The organism is Flavobacterium soyae (assembly GCF_045348165.1).
Taxonomy (GTDB): Bacteria; Bacteroidota; Bacteroidia; order Flavobacteriales; family Flavobacteriaceae; genus Flavobacterium; species Flavobacterium soyae.
Genome location: NZ_CP150845.1, coordinates 912,777 through 939,307, shown reverse-complemented (window position 1 = coordinate 939,307; position 26,531 = coordinate 912,777). Strand labels below are relative to the sequence as shown.

General features: G+C 33.3%; 27 protein-coding genes. 13 read left to right on the top strand and 14 right to left on the bottom strand.

Annotated elements, in window-relative coordinates; all coding sequences use genetic code 11:
* Nucleotides 1–276: 276 nt before the first annotated feature.
* The 3 genes from AABD74_RS04210 to metG all read right to left on the bottom strand — a co-directional run bounded on the left by AABD74_RS04210 (nucleotide 277) and on the right by metG (nucleotide 4,754).
* Complete coding sequence (locus AABD74_RS04210; RefSeq protein ID WP_406844772.1) at nucleotides 277–1,716, bottom strand: hypothetical protein; 1,440 nt, start codon at nucleotides 1,714–1,716, stop codon at nucleotides 277–279.
* Between the two features lie 331 nt (nucleotides 1,717–2,047).
* Nucleotides 2,048–2,326: a hypothetical protein gene (locus AABD74_RS04205; RefSeq protein ID WP_406844771.1), complete on the bottom strand. Its 279-nt coding sequence runs from the start codon at nucleotides 2,324–2,326 to the stop codon at nucleotides 2,048–2,050.
* Between the two features lie 358 nt (nucleotides 2,327–2,684).
* Nucleotides 2,685–4,754 carry a methionine--tRNA ligase gene (gene metG / locus AABD74_RS04200; protein WP_406844770.1) on the bottom strand — a complete coding sequence of 690 codons (2,070 nt, stop codon included), beginning with the start codon at nucleotides 4,752–4,754 and terminating at the stop codon, nucleotides 2,685–2,687.
* 752 nt (nucleotides 4,755–5,506) lie between these two features.
* Between metG and AABD74_RS04195 the strand changes: the two genes are divergently transcribed.
* Nucleotides 5,507–5,734: a CDGSH iron-sulfur domain-containing protein gene (locus AABD74_RS04195; RefSeq protein ID WP_035632488.1), complete on the top strand. Its 228-nt coding sequence runs from the start codon at nucleotides 5,507–5,509 to the stop codon at nucleotides 5,732–5,734.
* Between the two features lie 57 nt (nucleotides 5,735–5,791).
* Here the strand turns inward: AABD74_RS04195 and AABD74_RS04190 are convergent, their stop codons facing one another.
* The 7 genes from AABD74_RS04190 to AABD74_RS04160 all read right to left on the bottom strand — a co-directional run bounded on the left by AABD74_RS04190 (nucleotide 5,792) and on the right by AABD74_RS04160 (nucleotide 10,251).
* Nucleotides 5,792–6,694, bottom strand: a complete 903-nt coding sequence (locus tag AABD74_RS04190) for a PhzF family phenazine biosynthesis protein (RefSeq protein WP_406844769.1) — start codon at nucleotides 6,692–6,694, stop codon at nucleotides 5,792–5,794.
* Between the two features lie 66 nt (nucleotides 6,695–6,760).
* Nucleotides 6,761–7,318: a YdeI family protein gene (locus tag AABD74_RS04185; RefSeq protein ID WP_232680014.1), complete on the bottom strand. Its 558-nt coding sequence runs from the start codon at nucleotides 7,316–7,318 to the stop codon at nucleotides 6,761–6,763.
* 17 nt (nucleotides 7,319–7,335) lie between these two features.
* Entirely contained in the window at nucleotides 7,336–7,614 is a 279-nt protein-coding gene (locus AABD74_RS04180) for a hypothetical protein (RefSeq protein WP_232680016.1), read from the bottom strand.
* Nucleotides 7,615–7,797: 183 nt separating this feature from the next.
* Nucleotides 7,798–7,998, bottom strand: coding sequence for a hypothetical protein (locus tag AABD74_RS04175; RefSeq protein ID WP_232680018.1), 201 nt, complete (start codon nucleotides 7,996–7,998; stop codon nucleotides 7,798–7,800).
* A gap of 239 nt (nucleotides 7,999–8,237) precedes the next feature.
* Nucleotides 8,238–8,927 carry an outer membrane beta-barrel protein gene (locus AABD74_RS04170; protein WP_232680020.1) on the bottom strand — a complete coding sequence of 230 codons (690 nt, stop codon included), beginning with the start codon at nucleotides 8,925–8,927 and terminating at the stop codon, nucleotides 8,238–8,240.
* Between the two features lie 11 nt (nucleotides 8,928–8,938).
* On the bottom strand, nucleotides 8,939–9,529 hold the full coding sequence (locus AABD74_RS04165) for a hypothetical protein (RefSeq protein ID WP_232680022.1): 591 nt from the start codon (nucleotides 9,527–9,529) through the stop codon (nucleotides 8,939–8,941).
* A gap of 2 nt (nucleotides 9,530–9,531) precedes the next feature.
* The gene (locus tag AABD74_RS04160; protein WP_232680025.1) at nucleotides 9,532–10,251 is read right to left on the bottom strand and encodes a hypothetical protein; all 720 of its coding nucleotides are present in this window, start codon (nucleotides 10,249–10,251) and stop codon (nucleotides 9,532–9,534) included.
* 265 nt (nucleotides 10,252–10,516) lie between these two features.
* Between AABD74_RS04160 and AABD74_RS04155 the strand changes: the two genes are divergently transcribed.
* From AABD74_RS04155 to proC, 11 genes are all read left to right on the top strand, one after another.
* Nucleotides 10,517–11,254, top strand: coding sequence for a hypothetical protein (locus AABD74_RS04155; protein ID WP_406844768.1), 738 nt, complete (start codon nucleotides 10,517–10,519; stop codon nucleotides 11,252–11,254).
* 296 nt (nucleotides 11,255–11,550) lie between these two features.
* Nucleotides 11,551–12,117: a hypothetical protein gene (locus AABD74_RS04150; protein WP_406844767.1), complete on the top strand. Its 567-nt coding sequence runs from the start codon at nucleotides 11,551–11,553 to the stop codon at nucleotides 12,115–12,117.
* Between the two features lie 27 nt (nucleotides 12,118–12,144).
* Nucleotides 12,145–13,695 (top strand): patatin-like phospholipase family protein, encoded by a 1,551-nt coding sequence (locus tag AABD74_RS04145; protein WP_406844766.1) that lies wholly within the window; start codon nucleotides 12,145–12,147, stop codon nucleotides 13,693–13,695.
* A gap of 91 nt (nucleotides 13,696–13,786) precedes the next feature.
* Nucleotides 13,787–14,683 carry a hypothetical protein gene (locus AABD74_RS04140; protein ID WP_232680032.1) on the top strand — a complete coding sequence of 299 codons (897 nt, stop codon included), beginning with the start codon at nucleotides 13,787–13,789 and terminating at the stop codon, nucleotides 14,681–14,683.
* A 25-nt stretch (nucleotides 14,684–14,708) separates the two neighbouring features.
* Nucleotides 14,709–16,103, top strand: coding sequence for a tetratricopeptide repeat protein (locus AABD74_RS04135; protein ID WP_406844765.1), 1,395 nt, complete (start codon nucleotides 14,709–14,711; stop codon nucleotides 16,101–16,103).
* Between the two features lie 148 nt (nucleotides 16,104–16,251).
* Entirely contained in the window at nucleotides 16,252–17,523 is a 1,272-nt protein-coding gene (gene serS, locus AABD74_RS04130) for a serine--tRNA ligase (RefSeq protein WP_406844764.1), read from the top strand.
* Nucleotides 17,524–17,651: 128 nt separating this feature from the next.
* On the top strand, nucleotides 17,652–19,433 hold the full coding sequence (locus tag AABD74_RS04125) for a tetratricopeptide repeat protein (protein ID WP_406844763.1): 1,782 nt from the start codon (nucleotides 17,652–17,654) through the stop codon (nucleotides 19,431–19,433).
* 139 nt (nucleotides 19,434–19,572) lie between these two features.
* Nucleotides 19,573–19,884: a DUF4286 family protein gene (locus AABD74_RS04120; protein WP_406844762.1), complete on the top strand. Its 312-nt coding sequence runs from the start codon at nucleotides 19,573–19,575 to the stop codon at nucleotides 19,882–19,884.
* A 304-nt stretch (nucleotides 19,885–20,188) separates the two neighbouring features.
* Complete coding sequence (gene rsmA / locus AABD74_RS04115) at nucleotides 20,189–20,974, top strand: 16S rRNA (adenine(1518)-N(6)/adenine(1519)-N(6))-dimethyltransferase RsmA (protein WP_232680042.1); 786 nt, start codon at nucleotides 20,189–20,191, stop codon at nucleotides 20,972–20,974.
* The gene (gene mgtE / locus AABD74_RS04110) at nucleotides 20,958–22,307 is read left to right on the top strand and encodes a magnesium transporter (RefSeq protein WP_232680044.1); all 1,350 of its coding nucleotides are present in this window, start codon (nucleotides 20,958–20,960) and stop codon (nucleotides 22,305–22,307) included. Before rsmA ends, mgtE begins: the two co-directional genes overlap by 17 nt.
* 112 nt (nucleotides 22,308–22,419) lie before the next feature.
* Nucleotides 22,420–23,196 carry a pyrroline-5-carboxylate reductase gene (gene proC, locus AABD74_RS04105; RefSeq protein WP_232680046.1) on the top strand — a complete coding sequence of 259 codons (777 nt, stop codon included), beginning with the start codon at nucleotides 22,420–22,422 and terminating at the stop codon, nucleotides 23,194–23,196.
* A gap of 174 nt (nucleotides 23,197–23,370) precedes the next feature.
* On the opposite strand, the gene AABD74_RS04100 is transcribed toward proC, so the two are convergent.
* The 4 genes from AABD74_RS04100 to AABD74_RS04085 form a co-directional block, all read right to left on the bottom strand.
* A complete protein-coding gene (locus AABD74_RS04100; protein WP_232680048.1) occupies nucleotides 23,371–23,670 on the bottom strand; it encodes an antibiotic biosynthesis monooxygenase in 300 nt (99 codons plus the stop codon).
* Between the two features lie 160 nt (nucleotides 23,671–23,830).
* Nucleotides 23,831–24,364 carry a hypothetical protein gene (locus tag AABD74_RS04095; protein WP_406844761.1) on the bottom strand — a complete coding sequence of 178 codons (534 nt, stop codon included), beginning with the start codon at nucleotides 24,362–24,364 and terminating at the stop codon, nucleotides 23,831–23,833.
* 67 nt (nucleotides 24,365–24,431) lie between these two features.
* Nucleotides 24,432–25,577 carry a Na+/H+ antiporter NhaA gene (gene nhaA, locus AABD74_RS04090; RefSeq protein WP_232680053.1) on the bottom strand — a complete coding sequence of 382 codons (1,146 nt, stop codon included), beginning with the start codon at nucleotides 25,575–25,577 and terminating at the stop codon, nucleotides 24,432–24,434.
* 322 nt (nucleotides 25,578–25,899) lie between these two features.
* Nucleotides 25,900–26,136 (bottom strand): helix-turn-helix domain-containing protein, encoded by a 237-nt coding sequence (locus AABD74_RS04085; RefSeq protein ID WP_406844760.1) that lies wholly within the window; start codon nucleotides 26,134–26,136, stop codon nucleotides 25,900–25,902.
* An 87-nt stretch (nucleotides 26,137–26,223) separates the two neighbouring features.
* Here AABD74_RS04085 and AABD74_RS04080 point away from each other — a divergent pair, with 87 nt between their 5' ends.
* Nucleotides 26,224–26,457 carry a hypothetical protein gene (locus AABD74_RS04080; protein WP_406845624.1) on the top strand — a complete coding sequence of 78 codons (234 nt, stop codon included), beginning with the start codon at nucleotides 26,224–26,226 and terminating at the stop codon, nucleotides 26,455–26,457.
* The last annotated feature ends 74 nt before the right edge of the window (nucleotides 26,458–26,531 follow it).

The window sequence follows — 26,531 nt, the reverse complement described above, 5'->3', positions numbered from 1 at the left end:
AAATGTGCCGTTAGACACAAAACATCGATAGTTCGTTAGTTGTTTTTAATAAAGAAATAAAATGAGTCAAGGATGAAAATGTGCCGTTAGGCACAAAATATCGGTAGAAAACACAAATTCGAATAAATCCAGCGTGCCGTAGGTACGCAATGGTTAATGTTGTTGCGTACCTACGGCACGCCAACGAATGTCAAATTCAATTATCTACCGATATTTTGTGCCTAACGGCACATTTTAATTAAACTTAAAAATGAGGATTAAACTTGTTTCCTGAATTTAATCAACGAATTTTCTAATAATATATTCTTTCGTTTTATTATCGTAATATCCTAAATAATACGCTGATTCCATTTTAAAAAGTGTTTGAGAAGATACGTTCGTATTTTCATCAAAAAACGTTCTGATTTTGTCAAATGCTAAAGGCGCTAATTCGTCTTTGATATGATTATTATCTTTGTCAAATAAGCATTCTATTTTAACTACTTTTCGATTCGAATATGAATTGAAACTATCCATTGTAGGATTAAATATTGCGGCTGCGGCAACTGCTCCAATAAGTCCAAATTGTCCAAAAGCAATTTGTCCGGTTGATTGTTTTAGCTCAGAAACACTTCCAAGAGTAATTAATGTTTTTTCGCCAATATGGTAACATGAAATCCCTGAATTTAAATTGTTTACTTTTCGAATAAATTGAGAACTGTTTTCCAGAATTCTTTTTCCGCCAAAATCGCCGCCTTCCTGATATATTTCCGAATTTTTGAAATCAATTGGTGTATCTCCTTTAATGTGGAATTCTTTTAAAGGATTTCCGTCCTGATCATTTATTGTAAAGAAAAAATCATCTGAAGAGCTTTTTATTTGATAAAACTTTTTGTCAAAATAAAATGAATTCGAATTTAAACTGCTTCGATATTGTGTTACAATAACTGGTTTTCTAATGATTTTTTCAGAAACAGTAAAGTTTTCTAAATCGATCATTAAAACTTGTGTATAATCTACATTCGCATCGAGTGTTATTGTGATTTGGTTTTCAGAAAAATAACATTTTCTTTTTCTTGCCCCATCAGTAATTGAAGTTGGGTTTTCTGTTATAATATTTTGTAATGAAAAAGGAGATTCAAAAGGAAGAAGATTTTCTTCGAAAACACCATACAGTTTCGTTTTTGTGTAATCACTTTTATAAAAACGAAGTGCATTTAAATCAATTGTTTTTGTTTCGTATTTTCCTTCCTGATCAAAAATATGAAGTTTAAAAAGATTACTTTCCTTAATAACGGTTAAAATGTAAAACTTATCTTTTGAACTAAATTTTTGTAGATATTTTTCATCTTTTAATGCCAGAGTATATTGGTTAATAGTAACTTGACGGGTTTCTAAATTGTATAATTGAGAAAAAACCTGTTTATGATCGTTTGAAGACCAATAAAGTCTTGGGTTACCATTACTCATATTGTAACCAATCATGACATCATAATTTTTTTTATCTGGTCTGTCGGTTGAAACACTGTCAATAATTTGCATTTTTTCGTTTAATCGAATTGCTTTTACCTTGATTTTGTCACTTACAAAAAGAGTAACTTCTTTTTTGTCGTTGTTTACAATTTGAAAAACGTCGCGGTTCTTTTTTAATTCGATTGGTGTATAGTTTACAAGTTCTTGTGAAAAGGAAATTAAACTATTTAATAATAGTGAAGTAAGGAGGAATTTTTTAAACATTTTGTAAATAATAGATGTTTTAATTTTTTGCCAAAGGTCTTGTTTTTAATAATGTAAATCAAGCATTAAATGTGCAGTTAAGTACAAAACATCGATAGTTAGTTGTTTTAATAAAACAAATCAAGAATTAAAATGTGCCGTTAGGCACAAAATATCGGTAGAAAAATAAATTCGAATAAATCCGGCGTGCCGTAGGTACGCAATGGTTAATGTTGTTGCGTACCTACGGCACGCCAACGAATATAAAACTTATTGGCTACCGATATTTTGTGCCTAACGGCACATTTTAATTAAACTTAAAAATGAGGATTAAACTTGTTTTTGTGTGGTATTATGCATTCATCATTTTCCTGCAGGCATTGTTAATTTCCGTATCAGAAAAAGAGCCGAGCGTTTCTGCCAACATTTTACTGGTTCGAATGGAGTTTATCATTCTGATTCTCAGATCTTGATCATCGCCCATTTCGGTTAACAGAATTGTCTCGAAAATTTCAGACAAATATTCGGGATGATCTCTAAAATCATCTACAAACCAAAGGTCTGAAAGGAATTTTGCCATTGCTGTCATTACAGCTGTTTCTTTTGTTTTTTCATTTTCTCTTTTTTGCATAAACCTGAAAATATTAAACGCACGAATCCCTCGTTTTAGATGTGCAAAAAATACCCCATAGGGATAGGTTTTCCCATTGTTTCCTCAGGGACATCATGACGAGGGATTCGCTTATGTTAACTTTTATTAGAAGTTCCTAAATAAATCCTATAGTGTATTTTTTGCAGAACAAACTTACAAATATAAATTTTAAAAGAAACAATAAAATGTAGGAATTTTATTTGTATTTTTATTTTGCCAGTGTTGTCATTTCGAGGAACGAGAAATCGCACTAGAAACTCAACACCAGTACGTGAATCTCGCGTGCGATTTCTCGTTCCTCGAAATGACAAACGATATGCTTAATGTCTAAATTAGTTTAATTCACTGTAGCTCCATTCGGCGCATCAGCATCTGGATTAACAAACACCAGTTTTCCTTCTGCATTTGTAGTCATTAAAATCATTCCCTGACTTTCAACTCCGCGTAAAGCTCTTGGCGCTAAATTGGCTAAAACAGAAACACGTTTTCCGATGATTTCTTCTGGAGAAAAACTCTCGGCAATTCCCGAAACAATTGTGCGAACATCAATTCCAGTATCAACTTTAAGAACTAAAAGTTTGTTTGCTTTTGGCATTTTTTCGGCCTCAAGAATAGTTCCAATACGAATATCCATTTTGGCAAAATCATCAAACTGAATTAAATCTTTTTGTGGTTCAGCTTGTTTGTTTTCGGCAAGATTTGCGGTTTTTGTAGCTTCCAATTTATCTATTTGTTTTTGTATTTCTTCGTCTTCGATTCTTGCGAAAAGCAATTCTGCATGTCCAATTTCATGCCCTGCGGGTAATGAAAATTCAGCAATATTATTCCAGTTTAATCTTCCAAATTGTTCTGTAAGATTATGTAGATTTAACATTCTTGAAAGTTTAGCAGCCGTAAACGGTAAAAATGGTTCAGCTAAAACAGCTAAAGCGGCAACGATTTGCAACGCCACATACATTTGAGTTTCTACGCGCTTTGGATCATCTTTCATAACTTTCCAAGGCTCTTCATCGGCAAGATATTTATTTCCTAAACGGGCAACATTCATCAATTCGCCTAAAGCTTCACGGAATCTGTAACGCTCAATTGAACTTGCAATTACAGATGGATATGCTTTTAATTCTGCTAAAGTTGCTTCGTCAACTTCTGTAAATTCGTTTGGCGTTGGAATAGCACCGTCGTAATATTTATTAGTTAAAACTACAACGCGATTTACGAAGTTTCCGAAAATGGCAAGCAATTCGCTGTTATTTCTAGCCTGAAAATCTTTCCAAGTAAAATCGTTATCTTTTGTTTCCGGAGCGTTTGATGTTAAAGCGTAACGCAATACATCTTGTTTCTCTGGAAAATCTTCTAAATATTCGTGTAACCAAACTGCCCAGTTTTTAGAAGTCGAAAGTTTATTTCCTTCTAAATTCAGGAACTCATTTGCCGGAACGTTGTCTGGTAAAATATAGCTTCCTTCGGCTTTAAGCATTGCAGGGAAAATGATACAGTGAAAAACAATATTGTCTTTCCCAATAAAGTGAACCAGTTTCGTTTCTTCATCTTTCCAATATGGTTCCCAATCTTTTCCTTCGCGCGCAGCCCATTCTTTGGTAGAAGAAATATATCCGATAGGTGCATCAAACCAAACGTATAATTTTTTTCCTTCGGCACCTTCAACCGGAACATCAATTCCCCAATCAAGGTCACGCGTTACAGCACGAGGTTCAAGTCCGCCGTCGATCCAGGATTTAACTTGTCCGTAAACGTTAGGTTTCCAGTCGTTTTTATGACCTTCTAAAATCCATTTAGTTAAGAAATCAGAATAACGGTCTAAAGGTAAAAACCAGTGTTTTGTTTCTTTTAAAATTGGAGTTTCACCAGTAATTGTCGATTTTGGGTTAATCAAATCCGTAGCATTCAAAGTCGATCCGCAATTTTCACATTGATCGCCATAAGCACCATCATTACCACATCTTGGGCAAGTTCCTACCACAAAACGGTCTGCTAAAAATTGACTTGCCTTTGCATCGTACAATTGTTCTGTAACTTCTTCAATAAAATCACCTTTATCATACAAAGTTCTAAAGAATTCCGAAGCTGTATCATGATGAACTTTTGCCGAAGTTCTGGAATAATTATCAAAAGAAATTCCGAAATCTAAAAATGATTTGCGAATAATTCCGTCGTATTTATCGATAACTTCTTGTGGCGTAATCCCTTCTTTTTTTGCTTTCATAGAAATTGCAACACCGTGTTCATCGCTTCCGCAGATAAAAGCAACGTCTTTATTTTGCAAACGCAAATATCTCGAATATATATCTGCAGGCACGTAAACCCCCGCCAAATGCCCAATGTGGATTGGTCCATTAGTATAAGGTAATGCTGCTGTAATAGTATATCTCTTTGGATTTTGTATCATAACTCAATTTTATTGAGTGCAAAAATAAGCAATAGAATTGAGATTTTGTTATTGCGCCGAGATTCGCAGAGAGTTTTCGCCGAGATTCGCGGAGTTTTTTATTTTTTGAATCTCGCAAAGACGCAGTTCCGAGGCTTCGGGAGCAAAGTTTTTTAATCTAACTCAATTGCCTCCAGCTAAAGCTGGAGGTTATAAGAGTTCAATTTGTGTGGCTTTAGCCAAACTATACCTTTCGGCTAAAGCCAATTAAACATAATCATAATTCCATCCAGCTAAAGCTGGACGCTATTGAATAAAAAACTTTGCTCCCGAAGCCCAATGTCATTAGGTTAAGCTTTTAGAAAGTAAAATTATTGCAAATCAAATCCGTGTTTATCAGCGTTTTTACGAAGTAAATCTGTTTTATCCGCGTCACAATTAGACGCTGATTTTACTGATTCGCTAAAGCGAAAATGCTGATAAAAACTGATTTTTCTAATTACTTTCTTAATTAAACTGTTAAGCAATTTTATAGATTTCCTCTTAACTTAATGACATTACCCGAAGCCTTGGGACTGCGACTTTGTGAGATTATCTCGCCAGAACAGCAAAAATCTTTGCGGGACTTTGACTTCGCTCAGTCTGACAGCCTTTGTGAATCTCTGCGATAAAACCCCATAAAATAGAACCAGTTTAAACTAGCATTACAATTAAAATCTTCAAGATTTATTTCGCAATCTTTGCCTTCCGAAAAAAAACAAAAAAACAAGTTTATGAGCAAGACAAAATTAATCATCAATAAAAACGGATCGATCAAAATAGAAGGTGATTTTGAAATCATGGATCCAGAAGGAGTACTTTACGGATTACAAGGAAGATCTGCACTTGGACTTTGCCGCTGCGGATTATCTAACAATAAACCATTTTGCGATGGAGGTCACAGAAACAATTTCGAACACGATTCTGTTGCGTTTGATTTACCTCCAATGAAAACGAACTAAATCTTTGTTTAGTTTTGAATAATAAAAAAGCTGCATTTTCTGAATGCAGCTTTTTTATTATATATAAAGTTCTCCCTTCATCGTAATTATCGAAGAACCGCCTACCAAAATATCTTCTTCACGATTCATGACTTCAATCATTGATGCTTGTTTTAATTTTACACCTTGAAGTATTTTATATTCCTTGTCAGATTTAGTGAATTTTTTTTGCGTTAAAAAACCAATTAATGGCCCAGCAGCCGTTCCTGTCGCCGGATCTTCAAGTATCCCGATTATTGGGTTAAAAAATCTCGTTTCAACTATATGCTCCTGGCCTTCATCAGCAATGGCGAAACAATAAAATCCTTCAAAATTATATTCTTTTGAAATTTCGATTAAGAGTTGGTTGTCTGGAATACAGCTATCGAGTAATTGACTGTTTTTTATAGGAACCATTGTGTGTGCAACTTCTGTTTTAACTATTGTTGGAACAAAAGCATTTACATCTAAATCTTCAATTTTTAAACCGAGAGCTACTGCAATTCTATAAGTTGGAATTTCTTGTTTTATAACTGCCGATTTTTGATGCATTTGAACAACAGGATAAGAAGTAACGGGATCAAAACTTACTGTTAACGGAATTGGGGAATGTTTCATGATTACAAAACGCTCACTTTCATTCTGCTCTTCAAAAATAGGCATTCCTTTTAGTAAAGCACCGCAAACTGCGCCTAACAAGTTGTGCCCTGCACCATCTATTTCGAAGCCTGTTGGGGTAAACGAACGAACTTTTAGCGCTTTTTTCTTGGTGGAATAATAGACAAACGAAGTTTCAGAGTAACCAAATTCTTTGGATATATTTTGATAGATTTCTAATTCTAAATCACCATCAGTAAAAACTACCGAAAGCGGATTGCCTTTATAGCTTTCGTTTGAAAATACATCTAAAACATAATATTCTAATGCTGTTCTTCCTTCCATTCCTTTTTTCTTTTAGCTTTTTAACGGAATAAAATTACATTTTATAAAACATCAAAACAATAGTATTTACAACATTCGTTTTCCTTCAGCACTAAATTTTATTGTTTTCTCCAATCTAGATAATCTGGTTTTTTCTTGTTTGGCAGACATCATCCAGTGAATCATTACTTTTTTGTATGATGGTGCCTGATTACTAAAATATTCCCAGGCTTTTTTATTGGCTTTAAATTGCTTTTCGAGTTCGGGATCAAAAACATAAGCTTCTTTTTCATGCGAATAAATTCCGGATCTTTCTTCAGATTTTAATTCGAAAGCTTTTAGTCCGGCTTCTTTCATAAGTCCAGCTTTTGTGAGGGCTTCGGCTTTTTTAATATTTATAGCACTCCAAATACTCGATTTTTTTCTCGGTGTAAATCTAATTGTATAACTTTCTTCGTCAATAGATTTTCGAACGCCGTCGATCCAGCCAAAACAAAGTGCCTGATCTACAGATTCTGACCAGGTCATACATGGTTTTTTAGTACTCACTTTATAGAAACCAACTACAAGTTCGGTTTCTTTTTGATAATGCTTTTCTAACCATTCTCTAAATTTTTCCTGGGTTGGGAAGAAGGTTGGGTTCATTGGGATTATTTAAAGTTCTACAGATTAGCAATAAATCTAACAATCCATAAAAGTATAATAAATAACAGAAAAGAAAACTGAACTTTATTGACTTTTTGATTTCCAAACTTTCTCACCAATAATCGATCAATCAATATAACTAGAGAAACAGGAATCAAACCGAATAAAATATAAATTCCTAATAAACCATCTTGCGCCGAATTTCCTGTTATTAGGATAATGGCATAAATTATTCCTGCTAAAATCGAGAGAATTCCTAAAAGGAAAAATAGAGTTATGTTTTTTGGGAAGTTCATATATTGGTTTTGATTATTCTTTTTGTACGAAAGAAAATTACAATTGAAATAATAAAATTAGTAAAAAGTTCGGTTAAAGCTTCGTGACTAATTATTTCAAAACAACCTGTTATGAAAACCAATATTGAAAAGAAAATGTTAAACCAACCAAATAGTAAAAGAAAAAAAACTTTGGTTTGATTTTCAAATCTTTAAAAATGAAAGTAAAATAATCAATATACCTAATCCTGAACTAATCCAGCAGCTCCATAATAAAAATCCAAGTGTTTCAAATCCGTGAAACCATCTTGGATCTTCGAAGAAATAAATAAAAAATGTAATAACTGACCAGATATTGGTGATTAAAAGAGAAAGAATTAAACTTTTGTAAATAGTGTTTTTCATGGTTTGGTGGTTTTTGGTTAAATATTGAAACTTACACTATTGCATTTATCATGCCGAAGGTTTTGCCAATTCACTTTTGGTTTTATCAGTTCTATCCAATCACTATTCTGAAATCAAATTAGTTTTAGTTTTGAAAGATTCTAGAAAATAACATAGATATTAAAACCCGATAGTGAAGATCAAAATCTGTGCTATCGGGTTTTTTTAGTTTCTATTTATAATTGAATAGATTTCAAGTACTATTTACTAAAATGAAATATATTATAACTTATTCCAAATGAAATAGTGCTTGTTTTACCTTGCAGAGTTGGTCCTGTATAATTGTGAGATTCATCGTAACTATTTACCTGTATGTCTTCTAATACATTAGCCATGCCTAAGCTATATCTTAGGTCAAATCTAAAATTATTATACCCGCCTGTAAAACCCAATCCAACACCGTAATTATATTTGGCAGAATTTGTTAACTCAGATTCATTTAGCAAATACGGCAGATAATTTTGATAAGTGACATCAGTTCCTTTTGATGGAGTAAGAGGATCTACTACAGATGCGAATACACCTACCTGCGGCCCCAAAAAGAATTCATCTTCTTCTGGTTTTAAGATATAATAGTTAAAGTAAAAGCCAAAGTTGATTTCAGAATATTTATATTTTGATGTTTTTGCTTCTTCAAAAGACCCTTCTACATATTTTAAATCCAGAGTATTTTGTTTATAGGTCGCTTCTAACTGAAAATTATATGTCTCATGGTATCCCATAAGGGCATTTATTCCGGCATAAAATCCGGGTTTTGATTCATTTAGTAAATCTGATGATTTTAAATTTGTCTGCGAAAGCCCTGCAGCAACATAAAATCCTCTTGGAGCCTGACTATATATTGATAAATTAAAAAATAGTGCAGTTATAAAAAGTAATGTTTGTTTCATTATTAAAGATGTTAATTGCAATTAATATATTGGGTATCTGAGAAAAAAGATAAAATCGTTTCGTTTTTTTCATCAGCATAATCGTATTTATCCAGTTTTACCATTAATTCAGGACAGTCAGAAAAATACTTTCTAATCATTGGAGCTATTTTTCCCCGACTTTCTATTTTTGACTCAGATCTTCCGGATCTGGTAGAAATTTGATCTATAATGGTTTCGTTGTTATCAATAACGTATAACTCATAACTCGTTACACTAGATGACATTGATCCATGCATAGTGGTCATAGTTATAGCGACACCAATAAGTTTTTTATCCGGGATTTCTCCATAAACAAAATAAACTTCGGCTCTTTTTTGTTGGTTTAAATGAAATGATTTTAGTAAGCTCGGACCAATTACTGCTTGATCAAGATCTTCAAACTTAATGTACTTTTCCCAGCTTTTGCCCACATTTACATAAGATATTCTTTTGTCAATTAACAAAACATCAGTTAGTTCGGGTCTGATAAAAGATTTATTTCCTTTTTTATCTACGATATATGAATTTTGCGAATAAGCACCTGTAAAAGTTAATAACAGGATTATTAATAGTTTTTTCATGATTATTTTACAGTCACTTTAGCTGATACATTAAAAAGAATAGGATAAAATTCCATTTTTAAATCGCAAAACTGTATAGTAAGTTTTCCATTTATATCAGATATATATACAAAACCTTCATTAGGATGACTGTAATCACCACCATAATAAGCAGTCATAGAAACATATTTACTATCTGCAGATGTAAATATTGGGCAGTCATTATTGCAAATAGTATAAATTCCCGGTTCAACAACTACATTGTTAGGAAAATATAGTATAAAAGAAGCTCCAGAACCATTGACAGTAATCTGATATCTATCCATGACATTAGATAAGTATCCAGAAGAAAGTGATTTTTTATCACCATTCAGAACAATAGTATTGTCATCGATATTACATGGAATATTTGGAGCATTCACTTCAACTAGAACAGAACTTTCTAAGCTTTCGCAAATTCCTTTAGTCGTTTTTAACTTATATTCTCCGGCCATAGAAGTTGTTAAATCTGTAATAACCGGATTTTGTAAATTCGATTGAAAATTATTTGGCCCAGTCCAGTTGTATTGAGTGTCTGAACTTTGTTCTGGAGTATACAGTTTTAATGTTGCTCCTGGAACTAATGGAGAATTACTCTTAACGGTATTAGTGGGAAGATAGCACGTAACTGCTTCATTTGACGAACAGCTAAATAAGCAAATAATGCAAATGCAGCTGAATAGAAAAACTATTGTTTTTTTCATAAAAATTTAGAATAATGTTTGATTTTGGTTAAAAAAATGCTAAAGTATACACATAATTGAGTTTTTTTACAACGTATTTTTACCTGAAAAACATTTTACTATTCGATTTAACTACTTAATCATCTCATATCCTTTTGTTTGACTAATAAAAATTTTTTGAAGTTTTAATTGTACACTAATTTAATTCGCCTTTTTTATTCGAAATTTGCGAAACAATCCTCAAGGAAGAATACCAATCATAATATATTAAAAAATAATACAAATCATGGCAAAGGGACCCGAAAAAAATACCAAAAATAAGGCCTTGCACACTAAGTTGCTGAACAGAAAAAAGACGAAGCTTCGAGAAGAAAAGGAAGCTCAGGCCAAAAGATTAAAGGCTTTAACAGCTAAAATGAATGAAAAAAAGAACGGCGAAGATATTGATCTTAGCAAAAATAAATCTCAAAATAAAACTCAAATGGAGGAATTCGGTAGAATAATAGTTTCAGAAACAGCAATGAAAAGTGAAAATCCACAGGATGTTATTCACTCTAATATTTCGGTAATCAATTTAATGCGGGAAGAAGGTGTAGACGACGAACTTATTCACGAAGATGCATTGACGAGTTATTATCTCGATTATTACTATTCACAATATACGGAAGGGAATTTTTCGCAGTTTGTCTACAATTCAGGCTGGAACAAAGAACTAAACGAACTTATCGAAGAAGGTCTGGCTTTAATTGGTGCCGAAAAACATTTAGAGCTGTTTCTTGAGCAAAGCAAAAAAGTTAGATTAATGAGTAATATCAAGCTGGGAAAATTCCTGAAAGGGAAATTAGAAGGCGTAAATCCGGTTCGCGATTCATTAAACAACGATACTTTTTTTGAATTAGAAGAAAATCTGGCTGAACTAAATGCCGGTTTTTTAAAAAACCATCCCGATTTTGAAGTCCTTTCTGTAGATGAAATGTTTGCTGTTTTGGAGGAATTTGTTGGGAACGAAATTAAACGTGCTTAAGCTTTTTTAGGTTAAAAGTGACAAAGGTTGTTTTTGTCAATTTCGACTGAAAGGAGAAATCGCACGAGAAATTCTATAAAGATTGGCGATTTTGCATGTCGAATTACTAGTGCGATTTCTCCTTTCAGTCGAAATGACAACATTGTGTTTAAAACTTTTCGACTTTGCGAGATTAAAACATAAAACCTTAGTGAATCTCTGTGAAAAACCTTTGTGGAATAAACTTTTTCCACGTAAACACTTCTTTCTGAATTAATTGATTTAAATTTAGTTCCGTATAAATAATAGCGTTATTTATGGAAGAACTTACTCATATCAAATCAGTTATAGGGATCATTTTGGGTTTGAGTTTAACGCATCTCATAAAAGGATCCGTAATCTTTATTCAGCATCCGGGGCGTAAGAAAATCTATTTCGTGCATTTGCTTTGGGTGTTTTATGTTTTTTTACTTCTTATTCATTTTTGGTGGTGGGAATTTAATCTCAAATTAATTCACGAATGGTACTTTGCCGACTATTTTTTCATTATCTGTTATATTTTGATTTACTATTTACTTTCGGCCATTTTATATCCGGACGATTTAGTAGATTATACAGGATATGAAGATTATTTTTATTCACGAAAAAAATGGTTCTTTTCGATCTTGGCCATAAGTTTTATAGCCGATATTGTTGACACAGCAATAAAAGGAGGCGACTATTTTTTATACAATCAAACAGAATATTTTGCTCGTATTATAAGTCATATTATTTTGTGTTTAGTGGCAATAAAAGTCAATAATAAAATGTTTCATACTATTTTAGTATCACTCTTTATTGTTTACGAACTCTCGTATATATTGAGATTGTTTAATGTTGAATAAAACAATAGTAATTAAATTGAATTTAGCATGAAAATTAAAAGACTGCAGCTGGCATTGTTGTTTCTGTTTTTTTTAGACAGAGGCTTTTCTCAAAATAAAATCAACCTTTTTTCAGAGATCAATTACAGTTCTATTCCTGCTGTTTCTTTATCAGATTATAAATCGGTTCAGGAAAGAGACCAAAAATTTCAAAATCCGCATATTGCACTCGGAATCGGGATTTCTGGCGGAGGCTCACGGGCGCAGTTTTTTAGTATGGGCGTTCTTCTAGGACTTGAAGAAATTGACGAAAACTATCTGCAGCGTAATTTTTTAAACGAGATCGATTATTATTCGACGGTTTCGGGCGGTTGTTTTTCGGCAGGATATTATTTAACCGTTTTAAAAAACAAACTGCATTATGATAATTGTTCTTTTAATGAATTTTACTTTTCAAAAGCCGATGCCTTCAAAGATTATGTCGATAAATCGGCCAACATTTTATCGCTTTTAAACAACAGCCGAAACGAAAAAGGAGATAAAATACCTATGACACAGCGTATCGATGCTGATATTTTGCAATATGATGTAACAAATCCTGATAACAAAGATAAATTTGACACTCAAATGCTTTTGTCTGATTTTTTTGTTTCAAAAGTAAGTAAATCAGAACCTTCGCTGCCCATGTTTGTAGCCAACGGTACTGCTTTTAATAATGGTGAACGTATTCCGTTTATGCCGCATATCATCAAAGGTTTATCTATAGATAAATCACTAGCGCCCAATAAAGCCGATATCGTATTAAATGAAAACAAAATAAACGACGGCTACAATTTTCCGGTTACCTATGGCATTACGGCAAGTTCTGCTTTTCCGGGCGTTCTCCCAAAGGTGAAATTTGGAATTAAAAATCAGAATAAAATTTTATGTATTATTGATGGCGGAGCTTCAGACAATACCGGTTATAAAACTTTGGCAGAGCTTCTTCATTCGGATACTACAGTTGACGATAAAAACAAAAAAGCGCTTTTTATCGATTGTCTGGGACAAGGGAAAAAAGAACCTTACATCAACGATACAAAAATTGGACTTCTTTCACTTTTTGAGACCGCTTCGCTTTATACTGTTCAAACCCGTTATATGACTTTTGATAAAGATGTAGAAAACACTTTTGAACGTTATAAAATTCCGGTAAAAAATTATCAAATTATTGGTTTTACTACGATTCGAAATCATTTGCAAAAAATGCAAAAAGATGAAAAGTATGAAGAATTGGTAACAGAATTAAAAAACACAAACGACGATTTAACGAGCTGGCTCAAGTTATATACCGATTTTAAGCAAGATATAGTAAATAAATTCGGTGAAAGCGCATTTAAAAAAAATAAAGACGGGGAAATCATAGCAGCTACACTTCAAAAAGATAAGTTTTCAGAGTTTTCTGCAGGCGAAGTTTTGTTGATGTATGAATATGCATCGCACATTGAAACAAAATTAAGAATCAGACCGGAAGAAAGGGATATTTTGCTTTTATCAGGGCGTTTTGCAGTGTTTCTCAAACATAACGAATTAAGAGAATTATTAGTAGAATACAAATAATTCACCAATTTTATTAAATTTTTGATTTTATTTAGAAAGCTAAGTAAGAATATTTTATATTTGATAGCCCCTAATTTTAAAATCAAAACCAATGAAAATTAAAACCTACTTAATTCTCAGTGGCATTTTTCTATTTCTATACTCCTGTGGAAAAAATGGAAAACAGATCATTGACGAAAACGCCCCATCGTTAGCCGTTCAGTCCGAAAACCCAAAACCAGCTGAACAGATCCTTTTTAGAAAAAGTGAAGACATCGTTCCTTCCGAAGAATTCAATTTGAGTCTGCTTAAAAAAACGGCCAAAAATCTAAACATCAAATATTCAAGTATTAAGATTGAAGATGTAAGCTCTATTCGTTACAACGACGAAACAACTTTTTTTGTGATTTGTGTTATTAATAAAAACAATAAAGAAAAATCGAGCGAAGAAGATTTAGGCAATTACTATGAAAGAAAATTCGTGTTTGTTAATAATGAAGACGGAAAAATTCTGGCAGAAGAAACAGATAAAAACCTTGGATATTACGAAAATGAAGGTTTAAGAGTTGCAAAAACTTATATTTTAAATAATTTATTACAACTTAATGAAAAAACTCCGGCCATTGCTTTTAGTACAGAAGTATATTCGAACAGCAGGGTTGTAATGTATTCTGAAGAAAAATTTACCATCGTGACTTTTGATGGAAACAGAATCAGGAAGGTTTTATACGAATATCCAATTCGATCTGCCAATGGAGATTCAAACGGCGGAGGAACGTATCAAATAGAAACTTTAGAAACCGGAATAAGTCTTTCAGATTCTCAAACAAAAGGTTTTTATGATTTATTAGTTTCAAAAATCTATACCTATGAAGATGCAGCCGAAGAAGATTTGGAAAACGATATTCAGAAAAAAAGTGATCTGAAAGTTAAAAAAGAATTCCAAAAACTGAAATTTGACGGAAAAACTTATTCATTTAAAAAAGACGATAGGAATCGGTTTTTGTAATTTCGCATTCAATTGAAACTAAAAAATGTCTAAAAAAATCTTTTTTGCTGCACTCATTTGGCCTTTTTTCCTGCTGGCTCAGGAAAAACAAAAAGAGGGTTCAGATAATGTTACGCGCTATTTTTATGATGATAAAGTAGTTTCGGTCGAAATTTGGTATGGTGCAGATAAAAAGCAAGACAGTTCTAAAACCTATTATCCAAGCGGAAAGGTAAACGAAGTTTTCTATTTTGATAAAGACGGATTGAAAGACGGCGATTGTTTTCAATATAATTATCAAGGCGAAAAACTCGTAACCTGGAATTTCACGCACGGAAAAATGACGGGCAGAACAGATCATAAACTTCCGTTTAATAAAGACCGCGAAGAATCAGTCAAGAAAGCCTTAAAAATGCTCACGGATATTAATACAAGAACAAATTTTAATCCAACAACTATTAATGATTTGTATAATCGAGGTGTTTTAGAAGTTAGTCTTGGCAATAATACTTTGGCAATAGAAGATTTAAAAAAGGTTGAATTTGCAATCGACAAAGATCCAAAAAACAAAAAAGTAGTAGAGTCAGATTCCGCACAAAAGAAAACTGCAGTCTTTCGAAGTAAACTTTATGATAGAATGGGAAGTGTGTATGCTACGCTCGAAATGGAAGGTTTTGCATATAACTATTATTTTAAAGCAATCAGGAACGCACCTACGGATTATCGCATTTTATACAATTTTGCAACATTGTTGCAAAAACGAAAGACGTATGATTTAGCACGTTATTATTTAGAGAAAATTATAAAAGAAAAACCAGACCATTCCCAGTCATACTTGGCACTTTCCAGATTATTGAGTGATGAAGGAGAGTATGAAAAAGCATTTGAAAATATTGAAAAAGCCTTTCAATATGACAAAGGAAATATAAAGGGTGGAAGAGATTTAAAAACAACCCGAGGTTTACTTTATCATAAACTGGGAGAATCTAAAAAAGGAATTGCTGATTTAGAAGCTGCATTAGAAATGGATAAAAACAATTCGTATGCAATGAAAAATCTTGGAATAATTTATCTCGACAAGAAAAAATATGATGATGCCTGCCAATTATTTCAAAAAACAAAAGAACTTCATTACACTTTGGTATACGATGAAAATGATCTGGATTCGCTTTTAGAAAGTGCCTGTAATAAACAACCTTTAGAAAAATCAGTTAAAAAGAAACCCTCTGTTTCTCCAAATCCGGCGCAGACAACTATTTCTATAGAAAACTTCGATGCTAAAAACTTTGATTTTGAGTTTTTTAATTTCGAATCAAAATCAGTTTTAAAAGGAAAAACCAGTGATGGAACAATAAACATCATTGGTCTGGACTCGGGATTTTATATTTTAAAAGTCACACTTGGCGATTCTGTCCAAACTTTTAAAGTCATAAAAGAATAAAACTCTCCGTGCATCTTTACGCCGACTCCGTGTATCTCTGCGAAACCTCCGAAATAACTTTAGACTAAACTTTGTACGTAATCTTAGCAAACATTTCCTTAAATTTGCTTCCGTTATTAAAAAATACAATAGTTATAAAAATCAAGCTATGTTACAAATCGCATTTATTAGAGAAAATCAGGAGAAAGTAATCAAGGCTTTAGCAAAACGAAATATCGATGCTAAAAGCGTTGTTGAAGAGGTGGTGCAATTAGACGAAAATCGTCGTGCAACTCAAGTGGAATTAGATAATACTTTAGCTGAATCTAATAAATTGTCCAAAGATATAGGCGAATTAATGAAAGCGGGAGAGAAAGCTAAAGCAGCAATCTTAAAAGAAAAAACGGTTTCATTAAAAGAAAAAAGCAAAGAACTTGGTGAAAAAGCAGAAGCTTTAGCTGTTGAGTTAACAAATAAATTATACACATTGCCAAATCTTCCGGCAGATATTGTTCCTGAAGGAAAAACCCCAGATGATAACCTGAATGTTTTTCAGGAAGGCAATATTCCGGTTTTGCATCAAGGTGCACAGCCACACTGGGAATTGGTAAAAAAATACGATATCATCGATTTTGAATTAGGTGTAAAAATTACCGGAGCTGGTTTTCCTGTTTACAAAGGAAAAGGAGCTCGTTTGCAGCGTGCGTTAATCAACTATTTTTTAGATAAAAACACAGCAGCAGGATATAATGAAGTTCAGGTTCCGCATTTGGTAAACGAAGCTTCAGGATACGGAACAGGGCAATTGCCAGATAAAGAAGGGCAGATGTACCATTCAACAATTGACGATTTATATTTGATTCCAACGGCTGAGGTTCCGGTTACGAATTTATTTCGCGATGTTATTTTAAACGAAAGTGAATTACCGGTTTTACATACCGCTTATACACCATGTTTCCGTCGTGAAGCAGGTTCTTACGGAGCACACGTTCGCGGATTAAACCGTTTACATCAATTTGACAAAGTAGAAATTGTTCGTATCGAACACCCGGATAATTCATACGCAGCACTTGACGGAATGGTGGAACACGTAAAAAACATTCTGCAAGAATTGAAGTTACCGTACAGAATTTTACGTCTTTGCGGAGGCGATATGGGTTTCACATCGGCTTTGACTTATGATTTTGAAGTATTTTCTACAGCGCAGGATCGCTGGTTAGAAATTAGTTCTGTTTCTAATTTCGAAACTTTTCAGGCAAACCGCTTGAAATTACGTTTCAAAGACAAAGACGGAAAAAACCAATTGGCTCATACTTTAAACGGAAGTTCATTAGCATTGCCTAGAGTTTTAGCCGGAATTTTAGAAAATTACCAAACGCCGGAAGGAATCGTAATTCCAGAAGTTTTACGTCCTTACTGCGGATTTGATATAATTGACTAACTTTAGTATATAGTTTACAGTCACGGTTTGCAGTCACAGTATTCAGTTGCAGTTTAAAAACTGAATACTGTGACTGTAAACCGTGACTGAATACTGAGACTAAAAATGCCACATTAAAAAACTGAAATATGAAAAACATCTTTATCTATATCGTTTTGTTGTGGTCTGGTTTTGCATTCTCGCAAAACGAACAGTTAGCGAATAATTACTACGACAAAGGTGATTTTGAAAAAGCAAAGATTATCTACGAAGATCTTTTAAGAAGTTCACCATCCAATACACAGTACTTTTTACGAACAATTGATTGTTATCAGCAATTGCAGCAGTTTGACCTTGCCGAAAAAACAATTTTAAGTCGTTACAATGCCTATAAACAAGGTGTTTTTTTAGTTGAATTAGGATACAATTATCAATTACAAAAAAACGAATCTAAAGCCAAAAGTTACTACGAACAGGCTATTGATAAAATCAAAACCAATCCGAATGATGTTTACGGAGTTGGAAATGCTTTTGAAAAAAAGGTTTTATTAGAATATGCTTTAAAAGCATATCAAACCGCAATGCAGGTTCAGCCGAATTATAATTTCAATTTTCAGATTGGAATGTTGTACGGCCAGTTAGGGAAAACAGATTTAATGATCGATCTTTTGCTGACAGAATCTTATAATAACCAGCAAAACGCTAATTTAATTCAAACACAGTTATCCCGTTTTATGAACGGAGAAACTGATAATACGGCTTTTAAAGATGCAATGCGAAAAGCGCTGATTTTAAGAACGCAGAAAGATCAGGATGTTTTTTGGAATCATTATTTAAGCTGGTTTTATGTGCAGCAAAAAGAATTCGGAAAAGCTTTTATTCAGGAAAAAGCCATTTACAAACGTGAGCCGGAATCATTAATCAGTATTGTAAATCTAAGCCAGTTTGCATTGAATGAAGACGATACCGAAACTGCTTCTGAGATTTTGAATTTCATTCTTCAAAATACAAAAGATATAGATCTGCTGATTCAGACCAATGCTAATTTAATGCAGATTAAAATTGACAAAGCACAGGAAAAAGATTATCCGGCCATTACAGCTGAACTGCAGCAATTACTGGTTACTTATGAAATAAATCCTTTTACCTTATCTTTGCAATTAATTCAGGCACATTTCCTGGCTTTTAATTTGAAAAAGACAGAAGAAGGAAAGGCCGTTGTAAAAAGAGCTTTAGAATTAAATTTAAATGCTTATCAGCAGGCTGATGCAAAGATGGAGCTGGCAGATATTTTGCTTTTAGAAGAAAAGTTCAATCAGGCGTTGATTTATTATTCGCAGATTCAAATGGATTTAAAGAATGATGTAATGTCACACGAAGCAAGTTTAAAAGCGGCAAAAACAAGTTATTTTAAAACCGATTTTGAATGGGCTTTAAAACAATTTAAAGAATTGAAATCGGCAAATACACAATTGATTGCCAATGACGCTCTTGAATATTTCTTACTGATAAATGACAATACAGCTGCTGATTCGACTCAAACAGCTTTAAAGCAATTTGCAAAAGGGGATTTTTTACTTTATCAGAATAAAAAACAAGAAGCAATTACACATTTTCAAAACATTCTAAAAACCTTTAAAGGGCAGGAAATCGAAGCTGTAACATTGTTGCGTTTAGGTCAAATATATGAAAGCCAGAAGGATTATACTTTGGCTTTAAGCCAATACCAGCAAATCATCGACAATCATAGCGACGGAATTTATGTAGATGAAGCATTGTTTTTCTCAGCAGAAATTTACAACGACGAATTAAAAGATGTAGAAAAGGCCAAACCTTTATATGAAAAGGTAATTTTTAACCATCAGGATAGTATTTACTTTGTTGATGCCAGAAAAAAATACCGCGAGTTAAGAGGGGATAAGAATTTATAGTTTGGTTTAATCGGTTATTTGTTTAACCGTTTAACTGAATTAACGATTAAACAATAGAATTAGTAATATGATGATTTGTGTTCAAGAGTCTAAAAACCTTAGAATCTTAGAGCCTCAGAATCTCAGAACCATAAAAAAAATGATTATTTTCAACGTTACCACCAATATACACGAAAGCGCACACGATCAATGGTTAAAATGGATGCAGGAAAAACACATACCGGAGATTTTGGCGACAGAGAAATTCTCTTCGGCACGAATTGTAAAAGTTTTGGTGGAAGAAGAAATGGGCGGAATCACGTATTCGGTTCAATACACGACAGACAGCAAAGATACTTTAGAGAAGTATTATTTAGAAGATCAGCCAAGATTTGACAAAGAAGCGTTAGAATTATTTGCAGATAAAATGCTTTCTTTCAGAACAGAACTGGAAGTTATTTCAGAACATTAATTTTAGTTTTCTGTAAAAAGAAATAGCCAGCAGATTTGGCTGATTAAACAGATTTACACAGATTATTAGATTTAAAATTTGTGATAATTTGTGGAATTCGTGGCAAAACAAAAAAATATACATTGTGCCTTTGAGCCTTTGTGGCAAAAAAACAAAGAATAAACTTTGTGCTTCAAGTCTTCGTGGCAGAATAAAAATAAAGCTTTGAGTCTTTGTGCCTTTGTGGCAAAAAAAGTGAAATAAGCTTTGACCCTTCGCTGCAAAAAGAATACTTTTGCGCCCTTGTGGCAAAACAAGAAAGAAAATGGAAAAAGTAAAAGCCAAAAAACATTTAGGACAACATTTCCTTAAAGACGAAAGTATTGCAAAAGCTATTGCCGATACTTTGAGTTTAAAAGGATACGAGGAGGTTTTAGAAATAGGACCAGGGATGGGTGTGCTGACTAAATATTTGCTTGACAAGCCAGTGAATACACGAGTAATAGAGATTGACACAGAATCTGTAGTGTATTTGGGTGCAAACTATCCACAATTAAAAGATAAAATTATTTCAGAAGACTTCCTGAAATACAATATAAACCAAGTTTACGAAAATAAGCAGTTTGCTATAATTGGTAACTTCCCTTATAATATTTCTTCTCAAATTGTTTTTAGAACATTAGAGTTTAGAGATCAGATTCCGGAGTTTTCCGGAATGTTTCAAAAGGAAGTTGCAGAGCGCATCTGCGAGAAAAAAGGATCAAAAACCTACGGAATCCTGTCTGTACTGGCACAGGCTTTCTATGATACTGAGTATTTGTTTACTGTAAGCGAAAATGTTTTTATTCCTCCGCCCAAGGTCAAGTCGGGTGTGATGAAAATGACCCGAAAGGAAGATTATAGCCTTCCGTGTGGTGAAAAGTTATTTTTTACGGTTGTAAAAACGGCTTTTCAACAAAGACGAAAAACATTACGTAACAGTTTGAAAACATTAAATTTATCAGATAAACTGCGAGAAGACACTATCTTTGATAAACGTCCCGAACAGCTAAGCGTTGACGAATTTATTGTTTTGACTCAAAAAATAGAAGCCGATGGAGTTCAAAGTTAGCAAAGAATTTATTCATCAATTAGAAGATTTAATCGTTAAGAAAAATGACAATGAACTTGAAATTTTACTTAACGACCTTCACCATGCTGATATCGCCGAAATCCTTGAGGAATTAGATTTTGACGAAGCAACTTACATTTTCAAGGTTTTAGATAGTGATAAAACTGCAGAGATTCTTCTTGAACTAGAAGAAGACCTGCGTGAGAATATCTTAAGCCGACTTTCACCGAAAGAGATTGCCGAAGAGCTTGATGAGCTTGAAACAAACGATGCTGCTGATATTATTGCAGAACTTTCACAGGAAATTAAAGCAGAAGTTATCTCAGAGTTACTTGACGTAGAACACGCAAAAGATATTGTCGAATTATTACGCTATGACGAAAACACGGCGGGTGGTTTGATGGGTAAAGAGCTTGTAAAAGTTAATGAAAACTGGAACGTTTTGACTTGTGTAAAAGAAATGCGAATTCAGGCAGAAAATGTTTCGAGAGTACATTCTATTTACGTTGTTGACGATGAAAACCGCTTAAAAGGAAGACTGTCTCTTAAAGATTTATTGACTTCTTCTACTAAAACTCAGATTGGAGAGGTTTATATTCGAAAATTGAATTTTGTAAATGTTGATACCGAAGATGTTGAGGTAGCACGTATCATGCAAAAGTACGATTTAGAGGCAATTCCGGTAGTTGACGAATTGGGACGTTTGGTTGGAAGAATTACAATTGATGATATCGTAGACGTAATCAAAGAAGAAGCCGATAAAGATTACCAGTTAGCTGCGGGTATTACGCAGGATATTGAAACAAACGACAGTGTTCTTGAGTTAACAAAAGCACGTTTACCTTGGCTTTTAATTGGGATGGTAATTGAGATTGTGGCCTCTTTTGTTTTGAAAGATAATGAAACCGCTTTTCAAAAATATTCAACCTTAATTATTTTTGTGCCTCTGCTTTCGGCTACAGCCGGAAATATTGGAGTTCAGGCATCGGCAATCGTTGTGCAGGGTTTAGCAAACGGAACCTTGAAAGAATTCAGCAAAAGTTATTTTAGCAAAGAGGTTACCGTTTCGATGATTTCCGGAAGTATAATTTCCCTGCTTCTGCTTGGATATCATTCTCTTATGTACGGACAATATTTAGTGGGAATAGCTATCTCGATTTCTATGATAGTGGTTATTATGTTTGCTGCAATTTTAGGAACTTTGGTGCCGCTTTTCCTTCATAAAAATAAAATTGACCCCGCAATTGCAACCGGTCCATTTATTACTACAACAAATGATGTTTTTGGAATTATGCTCTATTTTGGAGTAGCCAAATTGATTCTGGGGTTTTAAATTTTTGCCACAAATTAATAGATTGCAGTGATTTAAAATCCTTAAAATCTGCGTAATTTACAGCCGAAAAATATGCTGTTAACCAGTCCAAAATAAATTAAAACCAAGCAGGATGAAAGTACACATTATAGGAGGAGGAAACCTTGGAGTTTCTATTGCCTTGGGAATTGCAAAATTTTCTAAAAACAATCAAGTTACCGTAACAAGAAGAAACACTGCCAGTATTCAATATTTAGCCGAATACGGAATTACGGTTTCTAACGATAATAAACATAATATTCAGGAAGCCGATGTTATAATTTTAACCATAAAACCATATCAGGTAGATATTGTTTTGGCCGAAATTCTGCCGGTAATTCAAAATAAAACAATCGCTTCTGCCGTAAGCGGATTGTCTCTGGACACTCTTCAAACAAAAACAAAAAACGAATATCCGGTTGTGCGCATTATGCCAAATATTGCAGCGCAGTTTGGAGAATCGGCAACTTGTATTTCTTTTCCTGAAAAAGACAGAGAAAAAGCATTGCCAATTGTTGACTTATTTCAGGATTTAGGAACAGCTCCTGTAATCGACGAAAAATTAATGGATGCAGCGACAGTTTTAGGCGCATGCGGAACGGCATATGCTTTAAGATATATTCGTGCTTCTATGCAGGCAGGAATCGAAATTGGATTCGATTCAAACACTGCTCTGGCAATTGCCGCACAAACTGTAAAAGGAGCAGCAAAAATGCTTTTAGAAGAGAAAGTACACCCAGAACAGTTAATTGACCGTGTAACAACGCCACAAGGCTGTACAATTGTTGGTTTAAATGAAATGGAACACAATGGTTTCAGTTCGTCTTTAATAAAAGGAATTAAGACTTCTTTGAAACAGATTAAGGGATAAATAATATATTCCAATATTTTAAAATTCCAAATTCCAATTTTGTTGGGGTTTGGGATTTTTTTGTTTTTGAGATTTCAAGGTTTACCGAATTGTCAGTCTGAACGAAGTCGAAGACCTTATGTACGATGAAAGTCCTTCTACTTCGCTCAGGATGACAGCTGTGATAATAGTGAATCACGCAAAAACCTCAAAATGCTCGACTTTTTCTTCAAACTCTAATAAAAAATCATCATCTTTAGGATAATATTTTGCTTTTTCGAAATCGTCTCCCGCAAAATTTTTAATTACTTCGAGGTTTTCCCAATACGTAATTAACGTAAAATGAGCTTCGTTGTTTTTAATATTTCTTAAAAAAGACAATTTTACAAAACCAGCTGTTTTTGAGTAATCAGGAATTGCCGTTTTATTAATGAATTCGGTATAAGCTTCATAATCTTCAACTTTTGTTTTTCCGTGCCATATTCTTGCTATCATAATGTTGAGTTTTAAAGTTATTGTTCGTTTTTTTATCATTCCGAGGAACGAGGAATCACACTAGAAGCTCAATAAAGATTTTCTAATCTGTATAGAATAGTATTGCGGATTTTCTAGTGTGATTCCTCGTTCCTCGGAATGACAAACGTTGTCTGAAATATTACTTTTTAATCAATTGAATATATTTCCTCCCACATTCTGAAAGCTTTGTATAGGAATTCATGGAGTTGCCATAATTTTGAATAGTCAGCGTGTCTTTAACATAGCTCGCACTAATTCCAACAGGGATTTCGAGTTCAGGTTTTTCGGCATTTGCGATAGAATCATTTTCTTCATCTTCATGACTTATATCACCGTTATATTCATCCCACTTTATGCTTTCCAAAACCAAATATTTTTCACCAGATTCTTCTGTGGTGAAATTTGCAATACCCTTTAGTTGTCGTGTTTTTGTTTTTAAGAAATAAGAATAGCCCTCTTTTGTTTTGTTTATTTCTAATGAAATTTTACAATCATCAGGTTCATTTCCTTCGCGCTGAGTTTCATAAGTTCCTTCGATTTGGTCTTTATTATTGCTCACTTGAAGCACAATTGTGTCTTTAGAAGTGTTTGCTTCGGGTGCAGCAGCAGGCTTTTTATCGCTGCATGACGATAATAAAATAAGAGTTAAAAACAAATAAAAAGGCTTTTCCATTTTTCGAATTGAGATTATTTTTAAAAATTAAATCTGTTTATATCTGCTAAATCTGTGTGCTAAAAAATTAACCGTTTCTATCTTTTGAGAGAACAAACTTTAAATAAGTAAATCCCAGAACACCAGAAAGTACAGAAGCTATAATAATTGATATTTTAGAATAAAGAATTGTTTCGGGATCTTTAAAAGCCAGAAGTGTAATAAAAATAGACATTGTAAAGCCAATTCCGCCCAGCATTCCGGCACCTAAAATATGCGCCCATTTTAAGTTTTTTGGCAAAGCACATAAACCGGCACTTACTCCAATAGAAGAAAAAAGTAAAATTCCCAGAGGCTTTCCTATTACCAATCCTAAAATGATCCCGAATGAGTTTGGATGATTTAGTCCTTCGTACCAGCCAGATTCTATTGCAATGCACGTGTTTGCAATTGCAAACAAAGGCAGAATAATAAATGCTGCAGGTTTATGTAAAAAATGCTGTAGTTTATGAGAAGACGATTTTTCGCTGCCATCACCAAACGGAATCACAAAAGCTAAAATAACACCAGTAATTGTGGCATGAACACCAGAATTAAGCATAAAATACCACATTATGACGCCTCCAATTAAATACGGAATCAGGTTGTAAACTTTCATTCGGTTTAAAGCGAATAATAAAACCCAGATTCCTAAAGCAATGCCTAAATTTAAAAATGCAATTGATTTTGTATAAAAAACAGCGATGACAATTATGGCGCCCAAATCGTCTATAACAGCAAGTGCAGTTAAAAAGACTTTTAAAGATGCAGGAACTTTGTTGCCTAAAAGAGATAAAATACCAATTGCAAAAGCAATATCTGTCGCCATCGGAATTCCGGCTCCGTTTTGTGTTGCCGTTTTAAAATTTAAAGCAAGAAATATGGCAGCAGGAACCAGCATTCCGCCAAAAGCAGCCATAATAGGCAGCGAAGCATTTTTTATGTTGGATAATTCGCCATGATAAATTTCGCGTTCTAATTCTAAACCAATTAATAAAAAGAAAATCGTCATCAATCCGTCGTTGATCCAATGTGTGATCGAATGTCCGCCCAGATCTTTTTCCCAAAAAGCAATATATTCTGCAGCGTGAGACGAATTTGCAGCATACAAGGAAATAATCGTAACAAACAATAGAAGCAATCCTCCTGATTTTTCGTTTTCAAAAAAGGCTTTAAAAGTCTTGGTCAATTTCATTTTAGAAAGATTGTGTGATTTAGAAAAAAGAGATTTTTTTTGAGGCTTGTTTTCAAAGTTAAAAAAAATATGACCAATAAAAAAGTTTAGGAGCAAAGGGACAAAGGAGCAGAGGTGCAGAGTGACAAAGGTTTCATTTAGTTTAATCGTAGAGACGCACAGTAGTGCGTCTAACCCAATGTGAGAAAAAAAAACTTATCCTTATTTTTATGTCATTTCGAGGAACGAGAAATCGCACTAGAAACTCGACATAGATTAGTGATGCTCTTTGTAGATTTACGAGTGCGATTTCTCGTTCCTCGAAATGACAAAACTAGACGGATTATTTCTCTTTCAAAGGAAAATCTATCAATTCTTTAAATTCAATATTTAAAGCATTTGCGATTTTTATAAGACTTTTAACTGTAGTATTTACTTCAGCTCTTTCTATTCTACCAATTAGAGATTTGGTAATATTTGAATCATTAGCTAAATCTCGTTGAGACATATTTTTCTTTTCACGAAGTTGTCTAATGTGAATGCCAAGATTTGCAATAAAAATTTCTTCTGAAATATCCATATTTCAAAATTCATAAGATTTATTTTTTACTTGGTCTCATATATGAGACCAAAAGTATTATATTTGATGATTCAGAAAAATAAGATAATGATTACAGAAAACCTTTCAAAAGAAATTGAAACCAGATTAAAAGATTTTTTGATTAATACTATTGATCCAAAAGATTTAGCAAAAAGTATTCGGCAAGTAAATCATGCTCTTTCGTTATGTTCGATGCGCGGATGCGAAACACTTGAATCTGAATTACCCAATATCGATGATAATTTTTATTGGCTGAATAAATTGGCCGAAGTTCTTGATCCTTATCTGGATGTTGATTAAGTCAAAGAAAATGTGTTTTCAATTTTTCGTTTAAAATTTTCCACTTGGGATTTTAAAAATGGAAGAATTGAGAA